This window comes from Undibacterium sp. Dicai25W (assembly GCF_049340505.1).
GTDB lineage: Bacteria > Pseudomonadota > Gammaproteobacteria > Burkholderiales > Burkholderiaceae_D > Undibacterium > Undibacterium jejuense.
Genome location: NZ_JBMPOQ010000015.1, coordinates 72622 through 93272, shown reverse-complemented (window position 1 = coordinate 93272; position 20651 = coordinate 72622). Strand labels below are relative to the sequence as shown.

Below are 20651 nucleotides of genomic sequence, written 5' to 3'. Positions count from 1 at the left end.
GCTTTCAATATTCCAATGATCTGTGTCTCTGTAAATCTGCTCTTACGCATTTCTGTTCTCCTTTGGCATATAAGTTTGCCTCAAGAACTCTGGTTATGCATGGCTTGATTTTACGGGAGGGTTACAGCCGGAATTCTGCCGGAATGAAAAAATCCATACCATGCAATCTTTTAATTTCTGGAGAACTTGAAATGGTATACATCAAACGACGTTGCAAATTATCAGAGGGTGGAAGTTTGCGTTGATTTTGTATTTGATCTGCACCAAAGGACAATAGTAAAAAATAATTTCCACACGTACACTTAAGTGTGAGGGATAAGTCTGGTTATGCTCAGTGATGTAACTTCAAATAAATGAAGTTTTTTTGTCAGCAATAAAATCACAACTTACGTTTTGTGGAAATAAGAAAATTATGCGCTTGAAGCAATGGTTTAAAGTAAAGAAAGTCTTTGTTGTTGCGCCATTAGTGACGCTACTCTTTGCATGTGGTGGCGGAGGTGGCGGAGGGCAAAGTACTACAACCAATTCCGGAACTTCACAAAATGGAACAACATCGGATACTTCAGGGGGGACGCCAACAGATCTAATTGCTCTTGCTCTCAAGAGTGGCGATCCAAGTCATTTAAGTATTGCCGATGCGCCTACCTTATTGCAACAAGCGACGGCATTAGCGATCAAGTATCAACAACAGCAAAGTACAGCCATCAGCTCTATATATGCAGGTAATGGAGTCACTCCGGTTTTAAATCTGACTACCAATAGTAGTGATATCAATATCAGGAATCATACGATGGCGACCCCGTTAGTGACTGCTGATGATGGTAGTACACTTGCAGCCGTTGCGATGTATGGTCAGGGGCGTGCACTTGCGTATGGTGCCGATGTTTTAAAGTGGATCGCAACGCAGTCAAAAGAAATTCAGCATACCCCAGTGTTTAATCAGGCATTTACCTGGGCGGTGACAGGTAACGCCTCAGGTAAGCTGCCGACAACCGTCAAATTTGCGACGGCTGGCTACGATGCGCCGACAGTTGGGACGTTAATTGCCTCACTGGGCGCTACGCCACAGGAGGTGACCTGCGATCTTGTTGATCCAACGAATAGCTGTTGGATTAACCTCGATGTACTGGTCTTTGGAGCAGGAACACGCAGTGATTCTGCCTTGTCGGCACAGATTTATAAATATCTCGCAGCAGGAAAAGCTGTCGTCTACATGCACGCTAGTTGGATTGACTCGGCTGGTGGACGGCAGGTGCTCAATGGCATGGGAATGGATCTTGGGGGATATCCTGGTAATTATTTCGCTTCCGCATCGGCTGTTTCGGTGGCGAGCGGTACGTCCGTGAGTAGCATGCTGCAACGAAATGATCAGTTGACGCCTTTAGTAACTACACTGGGTTATCTCGGGCAAGCGCAGCCTTCCTTAAAGCTCAGCACGGATGCCTCTCCTGCGGCGGCTATCACTTTCTTCCATAATGATCTAGGTACAATGCAAAGTAATGGGATAGATCTGTTTAATAGCCCTGCTACTGATTTGTATCGTTTAATGGTGTTGTGGGCGGATTTATACCGACCAATGATTAAGTATGGTTCTATCAACCGGGATACTGCTGCGGGCGATTTTTTGCGCACCTACGCCTCCGATTCCTGGGTAACGTTTAACCGTGCGACAACAACAACAGCAACAGCAGGTCAAGGCGATTACATGCCTGCCGCCGCGCAAGCGATTCCGGTTAGTAGTACTGATGAAACGATTACTGTCACGATTCCACAAGCATCAGGAATTACCTTGATTGGTCGAGGCGCGATTCCAGCAAAGCCAATCTCTATTCAGGTTGTCGATAGTGGTAGTGTGACTGGCTTGTCTGTACAAACCAACCATCTTCGCACTTGGGGCGATCCATTGACGGATGATGTTGCTACAAAATACAAACGTCCACGTCGTCCTAATTCGTTTGCTATTCCACTTTCGACGTCAAGCACGGCTTCTCCAATGGTGTTTAATTCTCCGTTCGGAGGGCCACTGATGTTGAACTATTCAGGAGCAACGCCAGGTCAGACGATTACGCTCAAAATTCGTGGTGCTGCTAAGTATTCTCACTTTGATATGACGCAGCCACAATCTGCGCAAGACTATGCTGATGCGATTGCGGCGACCAAGCGTAAAGACTTTGGTTGGCAGACCTTGAAGCTAGTGGGTGGCGAAATTCAGCAAATTATTGGCTATGTTAACGTCAATGTTGATCCAAATACGTTCATTCAAACGCAGATCAAGGACATGTTATTCAACTCCAATCACATTGCAAATGGATATAACGATGTTGGGATGACGACGAACGTCTCTACACTGTGCACGCAGTTTGGCTGGACTTGTGATGGTAATATCCATCGAGCACCAAACATGCAGCACATGGTCGGCTGGATTGCAACGTGTGGTTACCTCTGCTCAGGCAACCCAACTGATGGCTACGCTGGTATCGATGCAGGTTGGGGTTGGGCGCACGAGATGGGGCATAACACTGTACAACGTGTTTTGCATATTGCGTTTAACGGTCAGGGGTGTGTAGTGGAATGCGATAACAATATTCTGGCTAGTGCACAAATGATCCGCCAATATAAATTGCTGGGAGTTGATACCGGACACACGACTGATCATGCAACTTTATACAAGGATATCGTCGCCAATCGGGCAACAGGTTTGACAGGAAACGCCAAAGTGCTGGATATGCAAACCCATCTGTGGACGATGGCGAATCAGGACCCAATGCGGGCTGTGCATTTTCAGTTAGCATTTTTGTTCAGTCGCTATCGTGTTAATGAAATTGTTCCTACTATGGAAACGACTTTAGATTTCTTAAGTCTCCTTAATAAGAGCGATCGTCTGGTCGCTAAGGCGTGGGATCCGAATAACAAGGGCAAGTACGGCATGAGTCGTTTTGCAGATAACAGTAGCATTTCTAATCCTGATTTGATATTTGTATTGAGCTCGAAAATCATCGGTCAGGATCTGCGGAATATCTTTGCAATGTATGGAATTACATTATCACAAGCGGCACTCGATTCTGTGGCTGATTTGAATTTGCCGGTATTGCCTGAGCAGTTTTATGCGCTGGCACAAAGTAAATTTAATCAGGTATCAACCGGTCAATGGTTGGATTTATCGAAATCAACGCCGGTTTATCCGTTCTGATCCGGAACCCAAGAAGTGCGATGACTCTCGCTCTTGGTTGACGACCACTAAGGCTTGATCAGATTGATCAAAATTTGGTGTTCGTCATCCGCGAGGCTTATCAATGGTATTCGCAAGAATATTGTTGGGATGTTCTGTCAATAAAGCTAAATTTCAAGCAATTCGGTGCCATCAAGTTTTTCAAATTGCTGATAGCGGTGAGTGAGTTGATCACCAGATTGTTCAACTCACTAGCTACTCGCTTTGCGATATGAGAATTTTGAACCAGAAACAGCCTTCTCTTGATTGAGCGAGCGGCTCAGAGATGAACGATCGTAAGGATCAATTCCTGCCTGGCACGTTTCTTAGCGCTTTAATAAGCCGGGATATCTGCTTTATGAATGACGGATATACAAAAAAATTAGTTGGCGATCTTGGTGCGCTGCAATATAGTATCAACTGTCTCCTCCAACTCCCGCAAAGGATTGGAATTAAGCCCGCCTCGAGCGGGCTATTTTTTTATGTGCTTTGCAGTCTGCCTGAACGATGTAGTACCGCGTTTGCTGCTGCATCAAGTATTTTTCTAGCGAACCAACATGTTTCGACATGTGTGTGAGAGGCAGATGGGAGTAACATCGTGTCATTACTGTGGACTTGAAATCCAAACAGGTTTTAATGCGCGACGTCACGTTGTATTGCTGCTGAAATTGATTCGCTTTCAATATTGGTCAATATGCTTCAATATTCAATGGCGACAATTTCACAGAAATGAAGTGGAATTCGTCGGTTCTATTTCATCGTCGCTATATTTAACGAGCGCAAATTTTTTATGATTATGATTGATCAACACCAGATAACAGGCTTACTGCTTGCCGGTGGTATAGGTACCAGAATGGGGCGCGTTGATAAGGGCTTACAGGTGTTTCGTAATATACCCTTAGCACGTCATGTCCTCATGCGGTTAGCACCGCAAGTAGGAGCTATTATTATCAATGCCAACCAGAATATCGATCAGTATCAGGCTTTTTCCTATCCTGTTCTCTCCGATCAGATGGCCGGTTTTGCCGGTCCATTAGCGGGACTGCAAACCGGATTACAACATTGTCAGACGCCGTATCTGTTATCGGTGCCGTGTGATTCGCCGTTGTTGCCTTGGAACCTGGTTGCTCGATTGTCTGAAGGTTTAATGGTGAACGACGCGGATCTTGCCGTCGCTGTTACCTTAGAATCAGAAAACGGCGTAAGCTATCGTCAAAGGCATCCGGTTTTTGCCCTCATGAAATTATCGGTGCTTCCTGGTCTGAATGATTTTCTCAATGGTGGTGGTCGTAAAGTTGATGCCTGGTTTCAGCAATTAGCTGTCGCTGAAGTACTATTTGAAGATCATTCCGGCTTCGCCAACATCAATACCTTACAAGAACTAAAGCAACTTGAGTCCTGACATGAACCAACAAGTCACACCCACCATATCGTTAAACGAGACTATCAGTACGATGGGATATGATGACCCGCAGAATTTATCTGTGAGCAAAGCCCGGGAATTGATTAACCAATCGATTCAGCCAACTTGTACTATTGAACATTTACCCATCCAACAAGCATTGGGGCGTGTGCTGGCAGAAGATATCGTCTCCGGAATGAATGTGCCAGCCCATGACAACTCGGCCATGGATGGCTATGCTTTTGCTGGTAATACATTATCGACTGTAGAAGAAGTAAGTTACAGGATCATCGGTAAAGCCTTTGCTGGTCGGGCGTATCAGGGAACCGTAGCGGCAGGCGAATGCGTTCGTATTATGACTGGCGCAGTCATGCCCGATGGTTGCGATACCGTTGTGCCGCTAGAGTTTATCAGCAAAGCCAGCGAAGACAGGATTCACGTCGCGCCAGGTTGCGTCCAGCCGGGCAGCAATCGACGAATGGCTGGAGAAGATCTGAGACTGGGTAAAATCGCTTTACGCCGTGGCAAAGTACTTCGCCCGGCAGACTTGGGTTTGTTGGCTTCTTTAGGTATTGCGACCGTTCCAGTGCAGCGCCGGCTGCGCGTGGCATTTTTCTCCACCGGTGATGAACTACGTTCGGTCGATCAGACTTTGGATGAAGGCTGCATTTACGACAGCAATCGCTATACGCTGCATGCAATGCTAACGCGATTAGGCTGTGAACTGATCGATATGGGTGTCGTTAAGGATGACACCGTGACGCTGGAAGCCAGTTTCAGACAAGCGTGTGAACATGCAGACGTCGTTATTACTACTGGCGGTGTTTCGCTCGGAGATGCCGACTATATCCGGCAAACCATGGCGCAATTAGGTGAGGTGGCATTTTGGTCTATCGCCATGCGCCCCGGAAGACCCATGGCGTTCGGAAAAATCAATTCTAATGGTAAAAGCGCCTATTTATTTGGATTGCCGGGTAATCCCGTTGCAGTGATGGTGAGTTTTTATTTCTTCGTCAAACAAGCGCTGCTACAGATGCAGGGAGCCGAACATGCACCACCGCTGATGCTCAAAGCGAGCAGCAAACATGCGATCAAAAAGCGCGCTGGTCGAACCGAGTACCAACGCGGCATCGCAGAAATTAATTCAGAAGGTGAACTGGAAGTCAGCATTACAGGATCGCAAGGCTCCGGCATACTACGCTCGATGTCAGAGGCCAATTGTATGATTGTACTAGACCACGATCAGGGGCAAGTGACTGCTGGTGCTAAGGTGATGATCGTACTGTTTGAGGGATTGATATAGCTGTCAATTTGCTTCACGCGATTGAAGCATGGATAGATAGAAATGTGAGTCGAATGAGAGTTGAATACGAGGGGGTTAAAACTTTAAGTACCGTTGTACCGTTTGATCCAGTTTGATCCAATACAATGAGCAAGTTAGCACTTGATGAAACAACCCCGGCTTAAACATTCGCTTAAGCCGGGGTTGAAATTCATTGTCACTGATGCAGACTTAAAACAATGATGTTACTTCGATGTTGCCGCCGCTTTAGCACGCGCTGCATGCAGCTTTTTGTAGCTATCGATGAGACGGGCGTGACGATCTAACCCCTCTAGTTTCATGCTGGTCGGGGTTAAACCGTAGAAGCGTACACTGCCGTTCACGGAGCCTAAAACTGCGTCCATACGCTCATTGCCAAACATGCGACGGAAATTGGCTTCGTAATCGGCTAGTTCCAAGTCATCATCCAGCATGACTTCCAGCACCACATTCAAGGCTTGATAAAACAAGCCACGTTCGACGGTGTTGTCGTTGTAATGCAAGAAGGCACCGACAAGTTCATGCGCTTCTTCAAACTCTTCCAGCGCTAAATTGATCAGCAGTTTCAATTCCAGCACAGTCAGTTGACCCCAGACGGTGTTTTCATCAAATTCGATACCGATCAAGGTGGCGATGTCGCTGTAATCGTCCAGCTCGTTATTTTCTAAACGGTCTAACAGGTCGCCAAGGCCTTCTTCGTCCAGCTGATGCAGATTCAAAATATCGCTGCGGAACAATAAGGCTTTGTTGGTGTTATCCCAGACTAAGTCTTCGATCGGATACACTTCCGAATAGCCAGGAACCAGGATGCGGCAAGCTGTCGCGCCTAACTGGTCATACACAGCGGTGTACACTTCTTTGCCCATTTCTGCGAGGATGCCGAACAGCGTTGCGGCTTCCTCGCTATTGGAATTTTCACCTTCGCTGGAGAAATTCCATTCGACGAATTCATAATCCGCTTTGGCGCTGAAGAAGCGCCATGACACTACGCCGCTGGAATCGATAAAGTGTTCGACAAAGTTGTTTGGCTCAGTTACCGCATTGCTGACAAAGGTCGGTTGCGGCAAATCGTTCAAGCCTTCAAAACTGCGACCTTGGAGCAATTCCGTCAGGCTGCGCTCCAGCGCGACTTCTAAGCTTGGATGAGCACCGAATGAAGCGAACACGCCACCAGTCCGCGGATTCATCAAGGTCACGCACATGACAGGGTATTGACCACCGAGTGACGCATCTTTGACCAGTACTGGAAAGCCTTGTTCTTCCAAGCCCTGTATGCCCGCCAGAATGCCCGGAAATTTCGCCAACACTTCTTGTGGTACATCAGGTAAGGCAATTTCACCTTCCAGAATTTCACGTTTCACTGCGCGTTCAAAAATTTCTGAAAGGCATTGGACTTGCGCTTCAGCGAGTGTATTACCCGCACTCATGCCGTTGCTGGCAAACAGGTTTTCGATCAGATTGGACGGGAAGTACACCACCGCACCATCCGATTGACGCACATAGGGCAGAGAGCAAATACCGCGCTCTTTATTGCCCGAGTTGGTATCGATCAAATGCGATCCACGTAGTTCGCCATCAGGGTTGTAGATATCGAGGCAGTAGTCATCCAGAATTTCTTTTGGCAGGGCATCTTTTTTGCCTGGTTTAAACCAGCGTTCGTTCGGATAATGCACGAAATCGGCATTGGCGATGTCTTCGCCCCAGAACGAGCCTGCATAAAAATGGTTGCAACTCAGACGTTCGATGTACTCGCCCAACGCAGATGCCAGCGCACTTTCTTTGGTAGCGCCTTTGCCATTGGTGAAGCACATCGGTGAATGGGCGTCGCGGATATGTAACGACCACACATTCGGAATAATATTACGCCACGATGCAATTTCGATTTTGATGCCTAAGCCTGCCAACAATCCAGACATATTGGCGATAGTTTGTTCCAGCGGTAGATCTTTACCAAGGATGTAAGTTGCTGCATCAGCACCCGGGCTTAAGGTCAGTAAAGCCTGCGCATCGGCATCGAGGTTTTCTACCTCTTCAATGACAAACTCAGGACCTTCTTGCACAACTTTTTTGACCGTGCAACGTTCGATAGAGCGCAAAATGCCTTCGCGATCTTTGGCGGAAATATCAGCGGGTAATTCAACCTGAATTTTAAAAATCTGGGCGTAACGATTTTCTGGGTCGACAATATTGTTTTGTGAAAGACGAATATTTTCGGTTGGAATGTTGCGTGTGTTGCAATATAACTTCACAAAATAAGCAGCACACAAGGCAGAGGATGCCAGAAAGTAATCGAAAGGCCCCGGTGCTGAGCCGTCACCTTTGTAACGGATAGGCTGATCGGCTATGACCGTAAAATCATCGAATTTCGCCTCAAGACGAAGCTTATCGAGAAAGTTGACCTTAATTTCCATGAGAGATATCCAAAATAATGTTCAAAATACGTTGAACGCTATTATCCATGTTTTAGGCTCGCCTCACATGGAATTGCAGTCTCCCTGACTTTGCTTGGTATGGCGACTGGGATATGTCAATTTGGAATGGAAAGTGCTAAAAAAGCAATCAGAAAAGATGGGATATTGAAATCAGAACTAACTTTTTTCCCATAAGCCGCAGGCGGATACGAGATGGGTGTCATACCAATAATTTTTGATACGAGTGGTGAGGTTGAAAGCCTGCATATCATCAATCGCGAGTTCTGCAATCAGATATGGATGTTCGGCATTGCCATCGCTAATAATTTTCATATCGAGAATAGGGCTAGCGTGTATGTGCTCAAGGAACTCACGTGCAGTTTGTTCGTTAAGGCTGTGGTGAAAGCCAGTGAAAATTATTTTATGCATAGAACTCCTGTTCTGTTTGAAACTATTAATCTACTGTTACATTCGTTTGGTTTTATCTTGGTCATTTATCAATACGTTGTTTAACGGCGCCTTTTCACATACCGAGGCTCTATCTTATCTGTGGGATTGGCTTACTTTCTAAGTACTTTTTCCAAGTACGGACCGATCAATAGACCTAAGTGCAGTGTACAAATACTGACAATTATAAAGTGATTCATTAAAGTTAAGAAAATCCTTCAGTAAATCTCGCCTGACGTTCAATTTGACATTAAATTTTAAGTGCTATACCGAACAGTTGTTCTTCGGCGCTTTGGATAAGATCAAATTCCCTTCAAACGTATCAGGAGCAGTGATGAACCTCAAATTTGGCGCTTTATGTATCTGGGTCGCATGCACGCTGGTTCCGGTGTCTGCGGTGTATGCAGATGACGCTGATCAGGATCACCCCATTAACCTGGTCAAAGACTCTATCATCACCACGAAGATCAAAGCAAAGCTGGTGGCAGATAAGGTTTCCAGCTTTGCGAGTATTAAGGTGGAAACGGATAATAAGGGTGTTGTCTGGCTGAGTGGCAGCGCCCCAACGCAGACGTTGATTGATAAAGCAGAAGCAGTTGCACACGATACCGCCGGTGTCAGAGCCGTCAAAAACCATATCACGATCAAGACAGATTATTGACGACCTGAAAATTCGCATGGCATCGATAGATTTATCGGATGCTTCAACATTCGCATTAGCAAAGCCTGGAGATCATCAATGTTTTGGGAAAAAAAACTGGAGCACTGGGCAGCGAGCATCCGCGATAAATTGGTACTGCCTTTACGAGTTGAGTTGTGGAATGGTCAGCATTTAAATTTGAGTCATTTGCATCCGGAAGTGATCGTCCGGGTTCCACATGTCTCTGCTTTAACTTGCTTGTTCACGCCGTCTCTCTCTAATCTTGGTGCTGCCTATGTTGACGGTAAGATCGATGTAGAAGGCAAGCCTGGCGCGATCATCTCTGTTGGCAACGCGCTTGCCTCCGGGACCTTAAAGCTTGAGGGGAAATTTTCACGTATCATCCGAAAAATGCAACGTAGTAAAGACAAAGACAAAGCGGCAATTCAATATCACTACGATGTTTCGAATGCATTTTATCAATTATGGCTCGATGAAAATTTGGTGTATTCCTGTGCCTATTTCGAAAATGGCGATGAAGATTTAAATTTAGCGCAAGTAAAAAAGATGGATTTGATTTTACAAAAAATCCACCTGCAGCCCGGTGATACGCTCCTTGATATTGGCTGTGGCTGGGGTGCATTAGTGATACATGCGGCTCAACATTATGGTGCGCGATGTGTAGGAATTACGCTCTCAGAAAATCAGGCATCCTTCGCCCGCACGCAGGTGATGAAATTAGGTTTAAGCAATCTGATTGATATTCGTTTGCAGGATTATCGTGATGTTCAAGGGACGTTTGACAAAATCACGAGCGTTGGCATGTTTGAACATGTCGGCGTCCGTAATTTGCCTGACTATTTTGCTAAAATCAATTCTCTGATGGCGGAAGATGGTGTCGTCATGAATCATGGCATTACCTCGACTGACGCGGAGAGTGGCGAGACACCTTATGGTAACGGCGAATTTATCGAAAAATATGTGTTTCCGCATGGTGAATTGCCGCACATTGGTCTGGCATTAAAAGCAATGCAAGAAGGTGGCCTGGAAGTACTTGATATTGAAAATTTGCGTAGCCATTACGCACAGACATGTACGCTGTGGGTGGAGCGTTTCGAAGCCAATGCAGACAAAGTGAAACAAATATCAGGCGACAGACGTTACCGGATATGGCGCGTGTATCTGGCAGGTTGTGCTTATGCGTTCAATCAGGACTGGATTTCTTTGTTTCAGGTTGTTTGTGTTAAAGCCGGGCGTCTGCCGCAGCGGATGTCCTTACCTGACGGCCATCGATATGGTCGTGTACCATTGAAGAAATCCAGCGCAATGCCCCAAGCCACATAGACCGTGGTGACATGAGCTCGTTGATGAAACACAGATTTCATTGGGGCAGGTAATACCTTATGGTTCTGCAATTTTAATGGGAGTTCTAAAAGTGAAGAATGTCATCAGCGTTAATGTCTGGCATTATCTATTCTTACCCTTGTTTCTTTTGTTTATTTTTCCTATGCCCAGTCACGCTACCGAAGAACCTGATTTCAAGCTCGTTGAGAAAATGAACGGTATCGAAATCCGGGATTACGCAGCGTATATGGTTGCCGAGGTGGTCGTTGATGGTCCTGCTGATCAGGCGGGAAATCGGGCGTTTCCGATTTTAGCTGCTTACATTTTTGGTCAAAACAAAGGCAAGCGTACACTAGAGATGACAGCACCAGTGACGCAGACAGCAGAACCAGTAAAGCCCGAGAAGCTAGCGATGACAGCACCGGTTATTCAAACTACGACATCTGCTGGATTCGTAGTGCAATTCGTTTTGCCTAAAGATATTACTTTAGCTAACGCTCCAGAGCCACTTGACCCCCGTATTAAACTTCGCCAAGTAAAGCCTTGCCGTTTCGCAGTGATTCGTTATTCCGGTTTCTGGTCAGATACCAATTACAACGAACATTTGCTTTTGCTGGAGAATGCACTGAAATCGGCCAAGTTGGCATGGGAGGGAGAAGCAATTTATTCGCGTTATGATCCACCGTTCAAGCCTTGGTTTATGCGGCGCAATGAAATCTGGTTGCGCTTACCGCAACCTTAGCAAAGTCTAATAAAGTTAAATGGGAACGGGGAATCTACTATGCCTCTCAATCACAGTAACAGCAAAGCAGCGGTCAGTGCAAATATCAAACTTATCGTCGACGAATGGAAGCAATCAGGTCACATAGGCACCAGTCATCCCCGTACGAAAATGCAAGCGGTGAAGCAGGCAGTCGCCGTTGCCTTGTCAACGGCAGACAGAAGTTTAAAGAAGAAAATCACTTCGTCAAAAAAGTGACACGACTGATCTGCCGCATCACTTTTCTATCACTGGTATAAGCAATACAGTCAGCCATACAACTCAATGCAATATTTCATGCATTTTTCATCTGGGTGTCGCGAAGGCTTAACAGACGGGAGCTACTTCAGCTGAGACATTGCCAATAAAGAAAGCGTGACCACGATTGCACCACCTATGCGGGTAGAAATTTGTGCGAACGGCATGAGTTGCATACGATTCGATGCGGTTAAAATGGCCACGTCACCTGTGCCACCCTGACCGCTATGGCAAGCGTTAACGATCGCTGCTTCGATTGGGTACATTTTTATACGTCGCCCGACAAAAAATCCAGTTGTCATCAAACTCGCTACGGTGGCAATGATTGTGATTAAGTTGCATATGTGAAACGCAGCGACCAGCTTATCCCAGGGTGTCATCGATGCACCGATAGCAAACAAAAGCGGATACGTGACTGCAGTGGAAAAGAATTTATATACCGCGAATGATGCTTGCTCTAGCTGTGGTGAAACTGCACGGGATAATTTAAACACCACCGCCACGAACAGCATTGCGACTGGAGCAGGAAACTCAAAGAGCTTAAAGCACATGAGACCGACCATGTAGAGTGAAATAGCGGTGACACCAGCCGCTGCAATATGTGCAATATCGACGTTCGCTGGTATTGATTCCTCGCTAGTCATAGAATCACTGGTATCGCCTTCCTGCAAACGACCCTCACCGGTCAAATGCGGATATTTTTTACCAACGAAATTCAAAGCGCCTGCCAGCAAAATAGCCGTCAGACTACCTAACATAACGGAAGGTAAAACCTGGGCAAAAACGTCACCCTGCGCTTGTCCCAATATTCCAGAATAGCCGATTGACAATGGAATTGCGCCTTCACCAACACCGCCGGCCATGATAGGTACGACGATGTAAAAGAAAGTATGAAAAGTGCCAAGGCCTAAGGCGGTGCCTACCAAAGTGCCGACAATGCTGGCAACCACCGTACCTGCCGCCAGCGGGATGAAAATTTTGATGAATCCTTGGACCAGAATTGTTCTATCCATACTCAAAATACTGCCAACGATAATTGACGAGATGAAAAGATATAAAAAATTACTGGTCTTGGTGAACTCGACGACATTTTTTAAAACCAGATCTGGAATCAGATGGTTAAACGCCAGATAAGAGGGAATAAACGTAGCAAAAATTGCTGCAGCCCCAATATGGCGGACAATTGGTAAGCGTTTACCGAATTCTGCGCACGTAAATCCACCGACGGCCAAAATAGCGATTGATACCGAAATATCCGTGGGTACCTTACCGCTAGACACAAATCCAACGATCAGAGCAAGCAGCAAGCAATAAATTGGAAGTGGAATGACTCCCACGCGGTGTTCCATGAGTTTCCACCACGCATGAGGCCATAATTTATCTTCATTAAGTCCGGTTTTTAGTCCTGCTTGCAAAGGGGCTGCCGTTACTTCTTTCATTGTGTCTCCTGTATTTTTGTATTTGTCATTTTCTGATTTCAAAAAAACCAGAAATTGGAACTGCTCTCATTGAGATGGAAATGTATAGCAACGCACCCTTCTAAAAGCCTTCAACCACAGGTTTGTGAAAAAAAACCACGAGGATGACAGTCGGTATCAAAATGCTTTACTCTTACGTCCATGAAATTACTCTTAGTAGAAGATAACCGTGAGCTATCCACATGGCTTACCAAATTACTGACGCAGTCGGGATATGCGGTCGAACAGGCATTTTCTGGTGAAGATGCTGAGCATTTTTTATTAACCCAGGTCTACGATGCGATTTTGCTTGATTTGACTCTGCCCGGCATCAAAGGTCAGACCTTATTAAAGAATTTGCGTGCAAAACACAATGAAGTGCCGGTGCTGATCATCAGCGCGCTCGACACGCTCAGTGACGTGATTGAAAACCTCAATTTGGGTGCCGATGACTATATCGCCAAGCCATTTGATATCCAGGAACTTGAGGCGCGGCTGCGTTCATTGTTGCGAAGATCAAAAGGCAAAGCGAGCCCAGTGATTAGTTGTGGCACGCTAAATTACGATAGCAATGCGAAGATTTTTAATGCACATGGAAAAGATTTAAGCTTCACACCACGTGAGCATGCGATTCTGGAAGCGCTGATCCGCAATGCACATACGACTGTTTCCAAAAAAGATCTGACGGATAGTTTGTTCACTCTTGAAGATACTGTGTCGCCCAAAGCTTTGGAAATTTATATCGTTCGATTAAGAAAAAAAATCGAACACTCAGGTGCACAAATCATCACTCTACGCGGTCTGGGTTACATGTTGACATATGAAACTCAGAGTTAAAAGTTTAAAAACACAACTTGCGCTTTGGGTATTTTTGCCTACGGTGTTGATTTCATTTGTAGATTTTCTCATGGGCTATCATGATGCAGATCGTATCGCTACTTTGGTTCAGGAACAGCTGCTCAAAGGCTCTGCCAGGACAATTTCTGAGCAATTAGAAAAAGTGGATGATAATTATGAAATCAGAATTCCGCCTGCCGCGTTTGAGTTGTTTTCGAATGAATATATAGATCATATTTACTTCACTGTTCGCACAGGTAACGGTAAATTAGTCGCGGGAAATGAAGAGTTGCTGCCCTATACCGGCACCCTGCAAATGGAGCAAGGATATTATTATCTGTCCACCATACGAGGCGAAGCTGTGCGCGTCATTGCCTATGAGCAGATGTTGGCCAATGGCGTTGGTAATGAAACCAGCATTACGCAAGTTGCCCAAACGCTCAATAGCCATCACGCGTTCAGACGCAGTCTGTTTGTCCGAACCATACGTGAACACTTGATTTTGTTGGCCATCGTTATTTTGGGCTTGATGATCGCTCTGCGATGGATGATGCAGCCTTTAATTCAGTTTGGTGAGTTACTGATGCGACGTCCTACTGGTTCGCTCGAGAGTTTGTCGGTTGATGATACGCCCAGTGAGTTGCAACCGGTCATTTTTGCTATCAATGACTATGTGACCAGACTCAACAAGACCCTGTCTTCTTATGAACAATTCGTCGCGAATACGGCACATCAGTTGCGGACTTCATTTTCGATTATTAATTCTCAAGTTGATTTTGCCAAAAGAAATCCGACCAACGGCGTTCAACAGCAGCAAGTGCTTGCTGATATTAAATCAACGATAGCAAGCGGTAGTAAAGTCATTAATCAGCTATTAATTCTGGCGGCGGCAGAACAAAATCAATCCAATGCGAGCCAGGGTAAGTTATTGAATGTGTCAGAAGTGGTCAAGCAAGTGGTGGTCGATATGGCCTTGCTGGCGCAACAGAAAGGGCTTGATCTGGGCATTGACGAATTGGATGAAAGCGTTTGTATCCGAGCCAGTCCTTACCTGCTCAGAGAATTAATTGCTAATTTAGTTGATAATGCGATACAGCACATCCATGCTGGTGGCATGATTACGTTGACGCTTGTATTGGAAGATCAGCAAGCCGTGCTACGTGTCATCGATAATGGACCGGGAATTGCACCCGAGCACCGCGAAAAGGTGTTTGAGCGTTTTTATCGTGTGAATGAAGAAAAATCCAATAGCTCCGGGCTTGGTTTGGCGATTGCCAAGAGTATTTGTGATTCTCTGTCAGCGTCGATACGATTAACTGGTGTAGATCAAGGTAGTGGTCTTCAAGTTGAGGTCAGATTCCCTACTCAGTAAAAATCATACCGGCCGGTTGCTATAATAATGTAAAGATTTAGTCTTCTTCAAAGAGCACCTATTTTCTGTTTTGGAAACGACATGACATTTTGTTTTAAGCTATTGCTGCCAGTGTTTTTATACCTGGGCTGTGCGATGGCCTACGCAGGCGAAAAAATCAGCATTGTGGTTGCAGGCATAGAAAAGCAAATTTATCTGCCGGTGAAACTTGCCGAACAGCTTGGTTATTTTGCCGAGACCGGGCTGGATATAGAGTTTTTGACTGACCGCAATGGCATCAATGCAGAGACTGAATTATTGTCTGGCTCAGTACAAGGTGTGATCGGTTTTTATGATCATACGATTAGTTTGCAGGCACGCGGTAAATTAGTGAAATCCGTGATTCAGCTTACGCAAACACCAGGGCAGGCTATCCTGGTTGCTGAAAAAAGTGCAAAAGAAATTACCTCTTTAAAGCAGCTTAAGGGGCGCTCATTTGGTGTGACCGGTTTAGGATCGTCGACCAATACGATTATTCGATATCTTGCGCAAAAGTCAGGTATTCAAAGTAATGCAATCAACATACTGCCCGTTGGATCGGGCGATAACTTTATAAACGCAATGATGCAAGGGCGGGTGCAGGCCGGTATTTCTAGTGAGCCCACTGTTTCACGACTTACCTCTGCTGGCCGAGCGACAGTATTGCTCGATTTACGTGGTATCAAAGAAACACAAGCTGTATTTGGCGGGGCTTATCCGGCGGCTTGTCTCTATATGCCCAACGCATGGGTGACAACACATCGCAACGAGGTGCAAAAAATCGTCATCGCTTTGGGTAAGGCGCTCAACTACATTCAAACGCATAGCGCATCCGAAATCAGCGATCAAATGCCCGCTTCCTTTTATGCCAACGACAAAGAAAACTACGTTCTTGCTTTAAAAAATAGCAAGGAAATGTTTACTGCTGACGGCAAGATGCCTGAGGGTGGACCAGAAACGGTGCTCAAAGTTTTGCGCGACTATGATAAATCCCTCTATGGTAAGCACATTAATCTCAACAATACGTTTACAAACGAATTCATTTCCAATCCCAAATAAGTAGTTGAGGTAAATTGTCGTAGAATCAGTGCTTCAGGATTCAATTTAGAATACGAAATTTAAGATCGATTGCTGTTACTTAAAAAATATTTATCATCGTTTGATATAGAACTTTGTCTTTAAGGAATTGATTTTTTTAGGGAGTAAGATATAAAAATTCGACATTCAATTATGCTGGCATCGCTGATAAGCATTACTACATGTGCGTACGCTGCCGATCGCTTACCGACAATCGCTCCAGAAAATTATAACGATGAACAAAAGCAGGCAGCGCAAGATTTTGAAGCAAATCGTAAAGTCCCCGTTTTTGGTCCTTTTGAACCTTTGATGCACAGCCCTCAAGTGATGACACTAGCGCGTTCTATGGGCGACTATTTGCGCTACAAATCTGCGATCGGAAACACCCTCAGCGAGTTAGCCATTTTAATGACGGCACGCGAATGGACTCAGGATTATGAATGGTATGTTCATCAACCTATTGCTTTAAAAGCCGGTCTAAAAAAAGAAATTGTTGACGCCATTGCAGACGGTCGTCGTCCGGGCGTGATGAGTGCCGATGAAGAAATGGTCTATGATTTTTGTATTGAACTCCAACATAACAAGCGGGTATCAGAACCGACTTTTAAGCGCGTGGAAAGTCGCTTTGGCAAAAAAGGCACCGTCGATTTAACAGGTATCGTTGCTTACTACACCTTGTTAGCAATGGAGTTGAATGTCGCCGAGTATCAGATACCTGCTGATGGCAAAAAACTTGAGCGCTTTCCTCAATAATTCGAACCTGAGCAGACATAACCTCTATAACGGCCAACTGAATGATGACAACCTTCCGTACGCTCATAGCAGCAATGGTGTTGATTGATGGCTGCTGTTTTCAAATCGCACATGCGACAGAATCGCTACTTATTCCACCAGAATCAAGTATTCCGGGTGGAGTCAGTGGTGATGCCATTCGTATGGGTAAAAAAATCCTGACTGAAACCAATCAGTTATTGCCGAAGAATGTAGGCAATGGTCTCAATTGTGCGAATTGCCATTTGCAAGCCGGAACAGTAGCGGGAGCTGCACCTTGGCTTGGTATCTGGGGTGTGTTTCCCGAGTACAGGGCGCGCAGCGGCAAACTGATTTCTTTGCAAGAACGGGTTAACGATTGTTTCGAGCGTTCGATGAATGGGAAACCATTAGATTTTGCTTCTCCGGAAATGAATAATATTCTCGCTTATATGCGTTGGCTTTCAACAGGTGTCCCAACTGGTACCAGCATTGTCGGTCGGGGTTTTATATCGATCAATCAGAAATTGAAACCAAACAGTGAGAGCGGGGCAAGTATTTATCAGGAAAAATGCGCGAGTTGTCATGGTAAAAAGGGGGAGGGTAGTAAAACGGAAAAGACCTATACTTTTCCGCCGCTCTGGGGGCCTGATTCATTTAATGATGGCGCTGGTATGGCAAGGACATATACCGCCGCTGCATTTGTCAAACATAATATGCCGCTGGGGCAAGGTGAAACGCTGACTGATCAGGAAGCGATTGACGTTGCCGAGTACTTCACGCACCAGATACGTCCGGTTTATTCCAAAAAATCTTTGGACTGGCCAAACGGTGATAAACCCAAAGATGCAAGATATTAATCATGCTCATCATACAAATTTGATACTTCGTCGTTTTTATCTAGCGCAAAAATTTAGAAATAAGAAAGTAATTATGAAAATCCGTATCGATGATTTGCACGGTGATGAAATTCGCGCCTTGCTGGAAGAACATTTACAAGACATGTATGCCAATAGCCCGGCTGAAAGCGTACATGCGCTTGACCTCGAAGCTTTACGAGATCCACGCATTACCTTTTGGACTATCTGGGATGAAAATCAGCTGGCAGGATGTATTGCGCTCAAGCAGCTTGATACGCTGCATGCCGAAATCAAATCCATGCGCACGCCACGCAATTTGCGCCGGCGTGGTGCTGCCAGACAATTACTGCAGCATCTAATCGACGAAGCGCGTCAAAGAAATTATTCCAGACTCAGTCTTGAAACAGGTTCTATCAAATTCTTCGAACCTGCGCGTGACTTGTACCGGAGTTTTGGCTTTGAATACTGTGGGCCATTTGCAGATTATGCTGAAGACCCAAACAGCGTGTTTATGTCGAAAGTGATTGTTTCGATTGTTCCGATTATTCCGATTATTCCAATTTCTTCAACTTCTCGATAATGTGCAGGCCTTTTTGTGAGGTTTAAAATGACAAAACGTAATACATTTTGTCACAGCGCTTTGATTAAGGCCTCAAATTGTGTATGCAGCGATTTGTCATGAGGAGTTACGGGTGGGATAGGTGTGGTGATACCCAGTAATTCGTAGACCGCCATTTGTGCTGCGCGTACTGAAAATTCCACCGTAAAAACGGTGTCTAGCGGAATCTCAACAAACTGGCTGATGAAGGCGAAATTTTTAGTCCCGTGTGGAACCGGCAGCGGCCGGTCACCTTGGGCGCGTGGCATAAACATACTCGTGATGTAGGGCATGCGACATGGAATACAGTTTGCCGTGAGCACCGTATCAAAGTCAAAGCGTAAATGCCCACAAAGCTCCTGAAGTATTTCTTCACCTGTACAGTCAGCCATTGCCTTGGGAATGAAATTGCCGATACGGTCTGGGAATAATCCATAACCCCAAAATACGAACACGTCTGGAGTTTGGTTGGCAAAATGCGGTTGGTGTGCCAGCACAATAGACATAAGCCAGTTCGAATCTTTAAATGTAACTAATCCCCCTGTACCTGCCTCATTCCCACTAAAGTTGTGCATCTGGTCAAAGAAAGCTGAGTCCTTTAAAGTGACCGTAAATGATGCCCAATCTGATTGTGCGACGCAGCTATTGAAGGCTTTTGGATTGCCCAACATGGGTCTTCCTTCGGCGATTTTTTCCCATAAAGACCAACTGCCGCTTTGTGTTTTCTTTAATTTGGCAGGTGCGGCAGTCATAGAACCTAAGCTTGAGGCGTCTGTCATAGAGCCATTTTGTAGAAACGTGAGGTCGCCATCTTCTAATTGCAAGGTCTCGGTCTGACCCTTCAGTAAGTAACGCAGACCGAGAACTTCGATGTTATCGCCATCGTTCTTGAATTCCAGATCCGTTACCAGGCAGTTAGAAATCATATGAACACCTTGTGCTTCCAGCCACCGTTGCAAAGGTACGACCAGAGAATCATATTGGTTCAATACAGTGCGCTTTACACCCGCCAGCGTTTCGATGCGTACAAACTCCATCAGGAAACGATGCAGGTAGCGTCTGAATTCGACCGCGCTATGCCAGGGTTGAAAGGCAAAAGTCGTTACCCACATATACCAAAATTCAGTTTCAAAAAATTCTGGCGATAGGTGATCGGTAATTCGGCTGCTGCCTAATGCCTCTTCGTCAGCACTCGCTAGTTTGAGCAGCTCAACACGATCATGGATTGAGAAACCCATCGATTTAACCGGTACTTTGGCGCGGCGGCTGTCGACCAGACGTGCCATCGCGTTGGAATGATGTTTTTCGTTAAATTCTGCGGTTTCTTCAAAAATGCTTTTACCTGAGAGTGTCAGTGATGGGATAGATTTGAAAAGATTCCAGGTGCATTCGTAGTTATCCGTGGTCAACATACGTCCGCCACGCATAGAATAGCCTTTGACCGCGTCGCCGCAGCCATCCAGACTGCCGCCCATGACCGAAGCCGCATCAAAGATGGAAATCTGATTGCCTGCCATCCCGCCGTCGCGAATCAAAAATGCAGCACCAGCCAGTGAGCCGATTCCGCCGCCAACGAAATAAGCTTTACGTGTTGAAGTCATGATAAATACTTTCTGTTGCAGTGGACTAAGTGACTGACGTTATTTCATACGATCGCAAAGATCAGTACGCTGGCAAACATAAGGCGGCGTGTAACTGCCGATATTAAACGAGCTAACGCTGGCACATTGTTTTGAGCCGTGGAATGTGCTTATAGTGGCGGGAGGAATTTTTTTTGGGGTACAGAGGAAGTGAACATATACACGCAACTTAAAGCCATTTTTTTCGATGCCGTTTGTTGTTCACCGCACTGACATCAATAATCTATTTTCGATATTCTTTTTAACGTGAT

The 20651-nt window shown here is 45.6% G+C and carries 18 protein-coding genes; 14 read left to right on the top strand and 4 right to left on the bottom strand.

The genetic code is table 11. From position 1 onward, the window contains the following. From ACO0KY_RS15375 to glp, 4 genes are all read left to right on the top strand, one after another. Positions 1–245 (top strand): hypothetical protein (locus ACO0KY_RS15375; RefSeq protein WP_423047486.1); only part of this gene is annotated, 245 nt, incomplete at its 5' end. 167 nt (positions 246–412) lie between these two features. Then, positions 413–3190: an ImpA family metalloprotease gene (locus ACO0KY_RS15370; RefSeq protein ID WP_423047484.1), complete on the top strand. Its 2778-nt coding sequence runs from the start codon at positions 413–415 to the stop codon at positions 3188–3190. A gap of 808 nt (positions 3191–3998) precedes the next feature. Next, positions 3999–4610: a molybdenum cofactor guanylyltransferase MobA gene (gene mobA / locus ACO0KY_RS15365; protein WP_423047482.1), complete on the top strand. Its 612-nt coding sequence runs from the start codon at positions 3999–4001 to the stop codon at positions 4608–4610. 1 nt (position 4611) lies between these two features. Beyond that, complete coding sequence (gene glp / locus ACO0KY_RS15360; protein WP_423047481.1) at positions 4612–5913, top strand: gephyrin-like molybdotransferase Glp; 1302 nt, start codon at positions 4612–4614, stop codon at positions 5911–5913. Between the two features lie 224 nt (positions 5914–6137). On the opposite strand, the gene ACO0KY_RS15355 is transcribed toward glp, so the two are convergent. Beyond that, positions 6138–8342: an OsmC domain/YcaO domain-containing protein gene (locus ACO0KY_RS15355; RefSeq protein ID WP_423047479.1), complete on the bottom strand. Its 2205-nt coding sequence runs from the start codon at positions 8340–8342 to the stop codon at positions 6138–6140. Between the two features lie 177 nt (positions 8343–8519). Next, positions 8520–8771 (bottom strand): hypothetical protein, encoded by a 252-nt coding sequence (locus ACO0KY_RS15350; RefSeq protein WP_186913170.1) that lies wholly within the window; start codon positions 8769–8771, stop codon positions 8520–8522. A 352-nt stretch (positions 8772–9123) separates the two neighbouring features. On the opposite strand from ACO0KY_RS15350, the gene ACO0KY_RS15345 reads away from it, so the two are divergent. The 4 genes from ACO0KY_RS15345 to ACO0KY_RS15330 all read left to right on the top strand — a co-directional run bounded on the left by ACO0KY_RS15345 (position 9124) and on the right by ACO0KY_RS15330 (position 11752). Then, on the top strand, positions 9124–9450 hold the full coding sequence (locus ACO0KY_RS15345; RefSeq protein ID WP_423047476.1) for a BON domain-containing protein: 327 nt from the start codon (positions 9124–9126) through the stop codon (positions 9448–9450). A gap of 78 nt (positions 9451–9528) precedes the next feature. Then, the gene (locus tag ACO0KY_RS15340; protein WP_423047474.1) at positions 9529–10773 is read left to right on the top strand and encodes a class I SAM-dependent methyltransferase; all 1245 of its coding nucleotides are present in this window, start codon (positions 9529–9531) and stop codon (positions 10771–10773) included. Between the two features lie 91 nt (positions 10774–10864). Continuing rightward, positions 10865–11515 carry an SOUL family heme-binding protein gene (locus ACO0KY_RS15335; protein ID WP_423047472.1) on the top strand — a complete coding sequence of 217 codons (651 nt, stop codon included), beginning with the start codon at positions 10865–10867 and terminating at the stop codon, positions 11513–11515. Positions 11516–11554: 39 nt separating this feature from the next. Beyond that, positions 11555–11752 carry a hypothetical protein gene (locus ACO0KY_RS15330; protein ID WP_423047470.1) on the top strand — a complete coding sequence of 66 codons (198 nt, stop codon included), beginning with the start codon at positions 11555–11557 and terminating at the stop codon, positions 11750–11752. 122 nt (positions 11753–11874) lie between these two features. Here ACO0KY_RS15330 and ACO0KY_RS15325 read toward each other — a convergent pair whose 3' ends face one another. Next, positions 11875–13230, bottom strand: coding sequence for a 2-hydroxycarboxylate transporter family protein (locus tag ACO0KY_RS15325; protein WP_423047468.1), 1356 nt, complete (start codon positions 13228–13230; stop codon positions 11875–11877). A gap of 180 nt (positions 13231–13410) precedes the next feature. Between ACO0KY_RS15325 and ACO0KY_RS15320 the strand changes: the two genes are divergently transcribed. From ACO0KY_RS15320 to ACO0KY_RS15295, 6 genes are all read left to right on the top strand, one after another. Beyond that, positions 13411–14085 (top strand): response regulator, encoded by a 675-nt coding sequence (locus tag ACO0KY_RS15320; RefSeq protein ID WP_186913175.1) that lies wholly within the window; start codon positions 13411–13413, stop codon positions 14083–14085. Then, the gene (locus ACO0KY_RS15315; protein ID WP_423047466.1) at positions 14069–15457 is read left to right on the top strand and encodes a sensor histidine kinase; all 1389 of its coding nucleotides are present in this window, start codon (positions 14069–14071) and stop codon (positions 15455–15457) included. The genes ACO0KY_RS15320 and ACO0KY_RS15315 overlap by 17 nt, the downstream gene beginning before the upstream one ends. Before the next feature lie 81 nt (positions 15458–15538). Then, entirely contained in the window at positions 15539–16534 is a 996-nt protein-coding gene (locus ACO0KY_RS15310; RefSeq protein WP_423047464.1) for an ABC transporter substrate-binding protein, read from the top strand. 171 nt (positions 16535–16705) lie between these two features. Continuing rightward, positions 16706–17305: a carboxymuconolactone decarboxylase family protein gene (locus ACO0KY_RS15305; RefSeq protein ID WP_423047461.1), complete on the top strand. Its 600-nt coding sequence runs from the start codon at positions 16706–16708 to the stop codon at positions 17303–17305. Between the two features lie 41 nt (positions 17306–17346). Further along, positions 17347–18162, top strand: coding sequence for a c-type cytochrome (locus tag ACO0KY_RS15300; RefSeq protein WP_423047459.1), 816 nt, complete (start codon positions 17347–17349; stop codon positions 18160–18162). Positions 18163–18235: 73 nt separating this feature from the next. Beyond that, the gene (locus ACO0KY_RS15295) at positions 18236–18742 is read left to right on the top strand and encodes a GNAT family N-acetyltransferase (protein WP_423047457.1); all 507 of its coding nucleotides are present in this window, start codon (positions 18236–18238) and stop codon (positions 18740–18742) included. A 50-nt stretch (positions 18743–18792) separates the two neighbouring features. Here the strand turns inward: ACO0KY_RS15295 and ACO0KY_RS15290 are convergent, their stop codons facing one another. Further along, on the bottom strand, positions 18793–20361 hold the full coding sequence (locus ACO0KY_RS15290; RefSeq protein WP_423047455.1) for an oleate hydratase: 1569 nt from the start codon (positions 20359–20361) through the stop codon (positions 18793–18795). Positions 20362–20651: the final 290 nt, after the last annotated feature.

What these genes read in the sequence shown, in the direction of transcription:
- ACO0KY_RS15370 (WP_423047484.1), top strand. Translation starts at nt 413, where the DNA reads ATGCGCTTGAAGCAATGGTTTAAAGTAAAGAAAGTCTTTGTTGTTGCG.
- mobA (WP_423047482.1), top strand. Translation starts at nt 3,999, where the DNA reads ATGATTATGATTGATCAACACCAGATAACAGGCTTACTGCTTGCCGGT.
- glp (WP_423047481.1), top strand. Translation starts at nt 4,612, where the DNA reads ATGAACCAACAAGTCACACCCACCATATCGTTAAACGAGACTATCAGT.
- ACO0KY_RS15355 (WP_423047479.1), bottom strand. Translation starts at nt 8,342, where the DNA reads ATGGAAATTAAGGTCAACTTTCTCGATAAGCTTCGTCTTGAGGCGAAA.
- ACO0KY_RS15350 (WP_186913170.1), bottom strand. Translation starts at nt 8,771, where the DNA reads ATGCATAAAATAATTTTCACTGGCTTTCACCACAGCCTTAACGAACAA.
- ACO0KY_RS15345 (WP_423047476.1), top strand. Translation starts at nt 9,124, where the DNA reads ATGAACCTCAAATTTGGCGCTTTATGTATCTGGGTCGCATGCACGCTG.
- ACO0KY_RS15340 (WP_423047474.1), top strand. Translation starts at nt 9,529, where the DNA reads ATGTTTTGGGAAAAAAAACTGGAGCACTGGGCAGCGAGCATCCGCGAT.
- ACO0KY_RS15330 (WP_423047470.1), top strand. Translation starts at nt 11,555, where the DNA reads ATGCCTCTCAATCACAGTAACAGCAAAGCAGCGGTCAGTGCAAATATC.
- ACO0KY_RS15325 (WP_423047468.1), bottom strand. Translation starts at nt 13,230, where the DNA reads ATGAAAGAAGTAACGGCAGCCCCTTTGCAAGCAGGACTAAAAACCGGA.
- ACO0KY_RS15320 (WP_186913175.1), top strand. Translation starts at nt 13,411, where the DNA reads ATGAAATTACTCTTAGTAGAAGATAACCGTGAGCTATCCACATGGCTT.
- ACO0KY_RS15315 (WP_423047466.1), top strand. Translation starts at nt 14,069, where the DNA reads ATGAAACTCAGAGTTAAAAGTTTAAAAACACAACTTGCGCTTTGGGTA.
- ACO0KY_RS15310 (WP_423047464.1), top strand. Translation starts at nt 15,539, where the DNA reads ATGACATTTTGTTTTAAGCTATTGCTGCCAGTGTTTTTATACCTGGGC.
- ACO0KY_RS15305 (WP_423047461.1), top strand. Translation starts at nt 16,706, where the DNA reads ATGCTGGCATCGCTGATAAGCATTACTACATGTGCGTACGCTGCCGAT.
- ACO0KY_RS15300 (WP_423047459.1), top strand. Translation starts at nt 17,347, where the DNA reads ATGATGACAACCTTCCGTACGCTCATAGCAGCAATGGTGTTGATTGAT.
- ACO0KY_RS15295 (WP_423047457.1), top strand. Translation starts at nt 18,236, where the DNA reads ATGAAAATCCGTATCGATGATTTGCACGGTGATGAAATTCGCGCCTTG.
- ACO0KY_RS15290 (WP_423047455.1), bottom strand. Translation starts at nt 20,361, where the DNA reads ATGACTTCAACACGTAAAGCTTATTTCGTTGGCGGCGGAATCGGCTCA.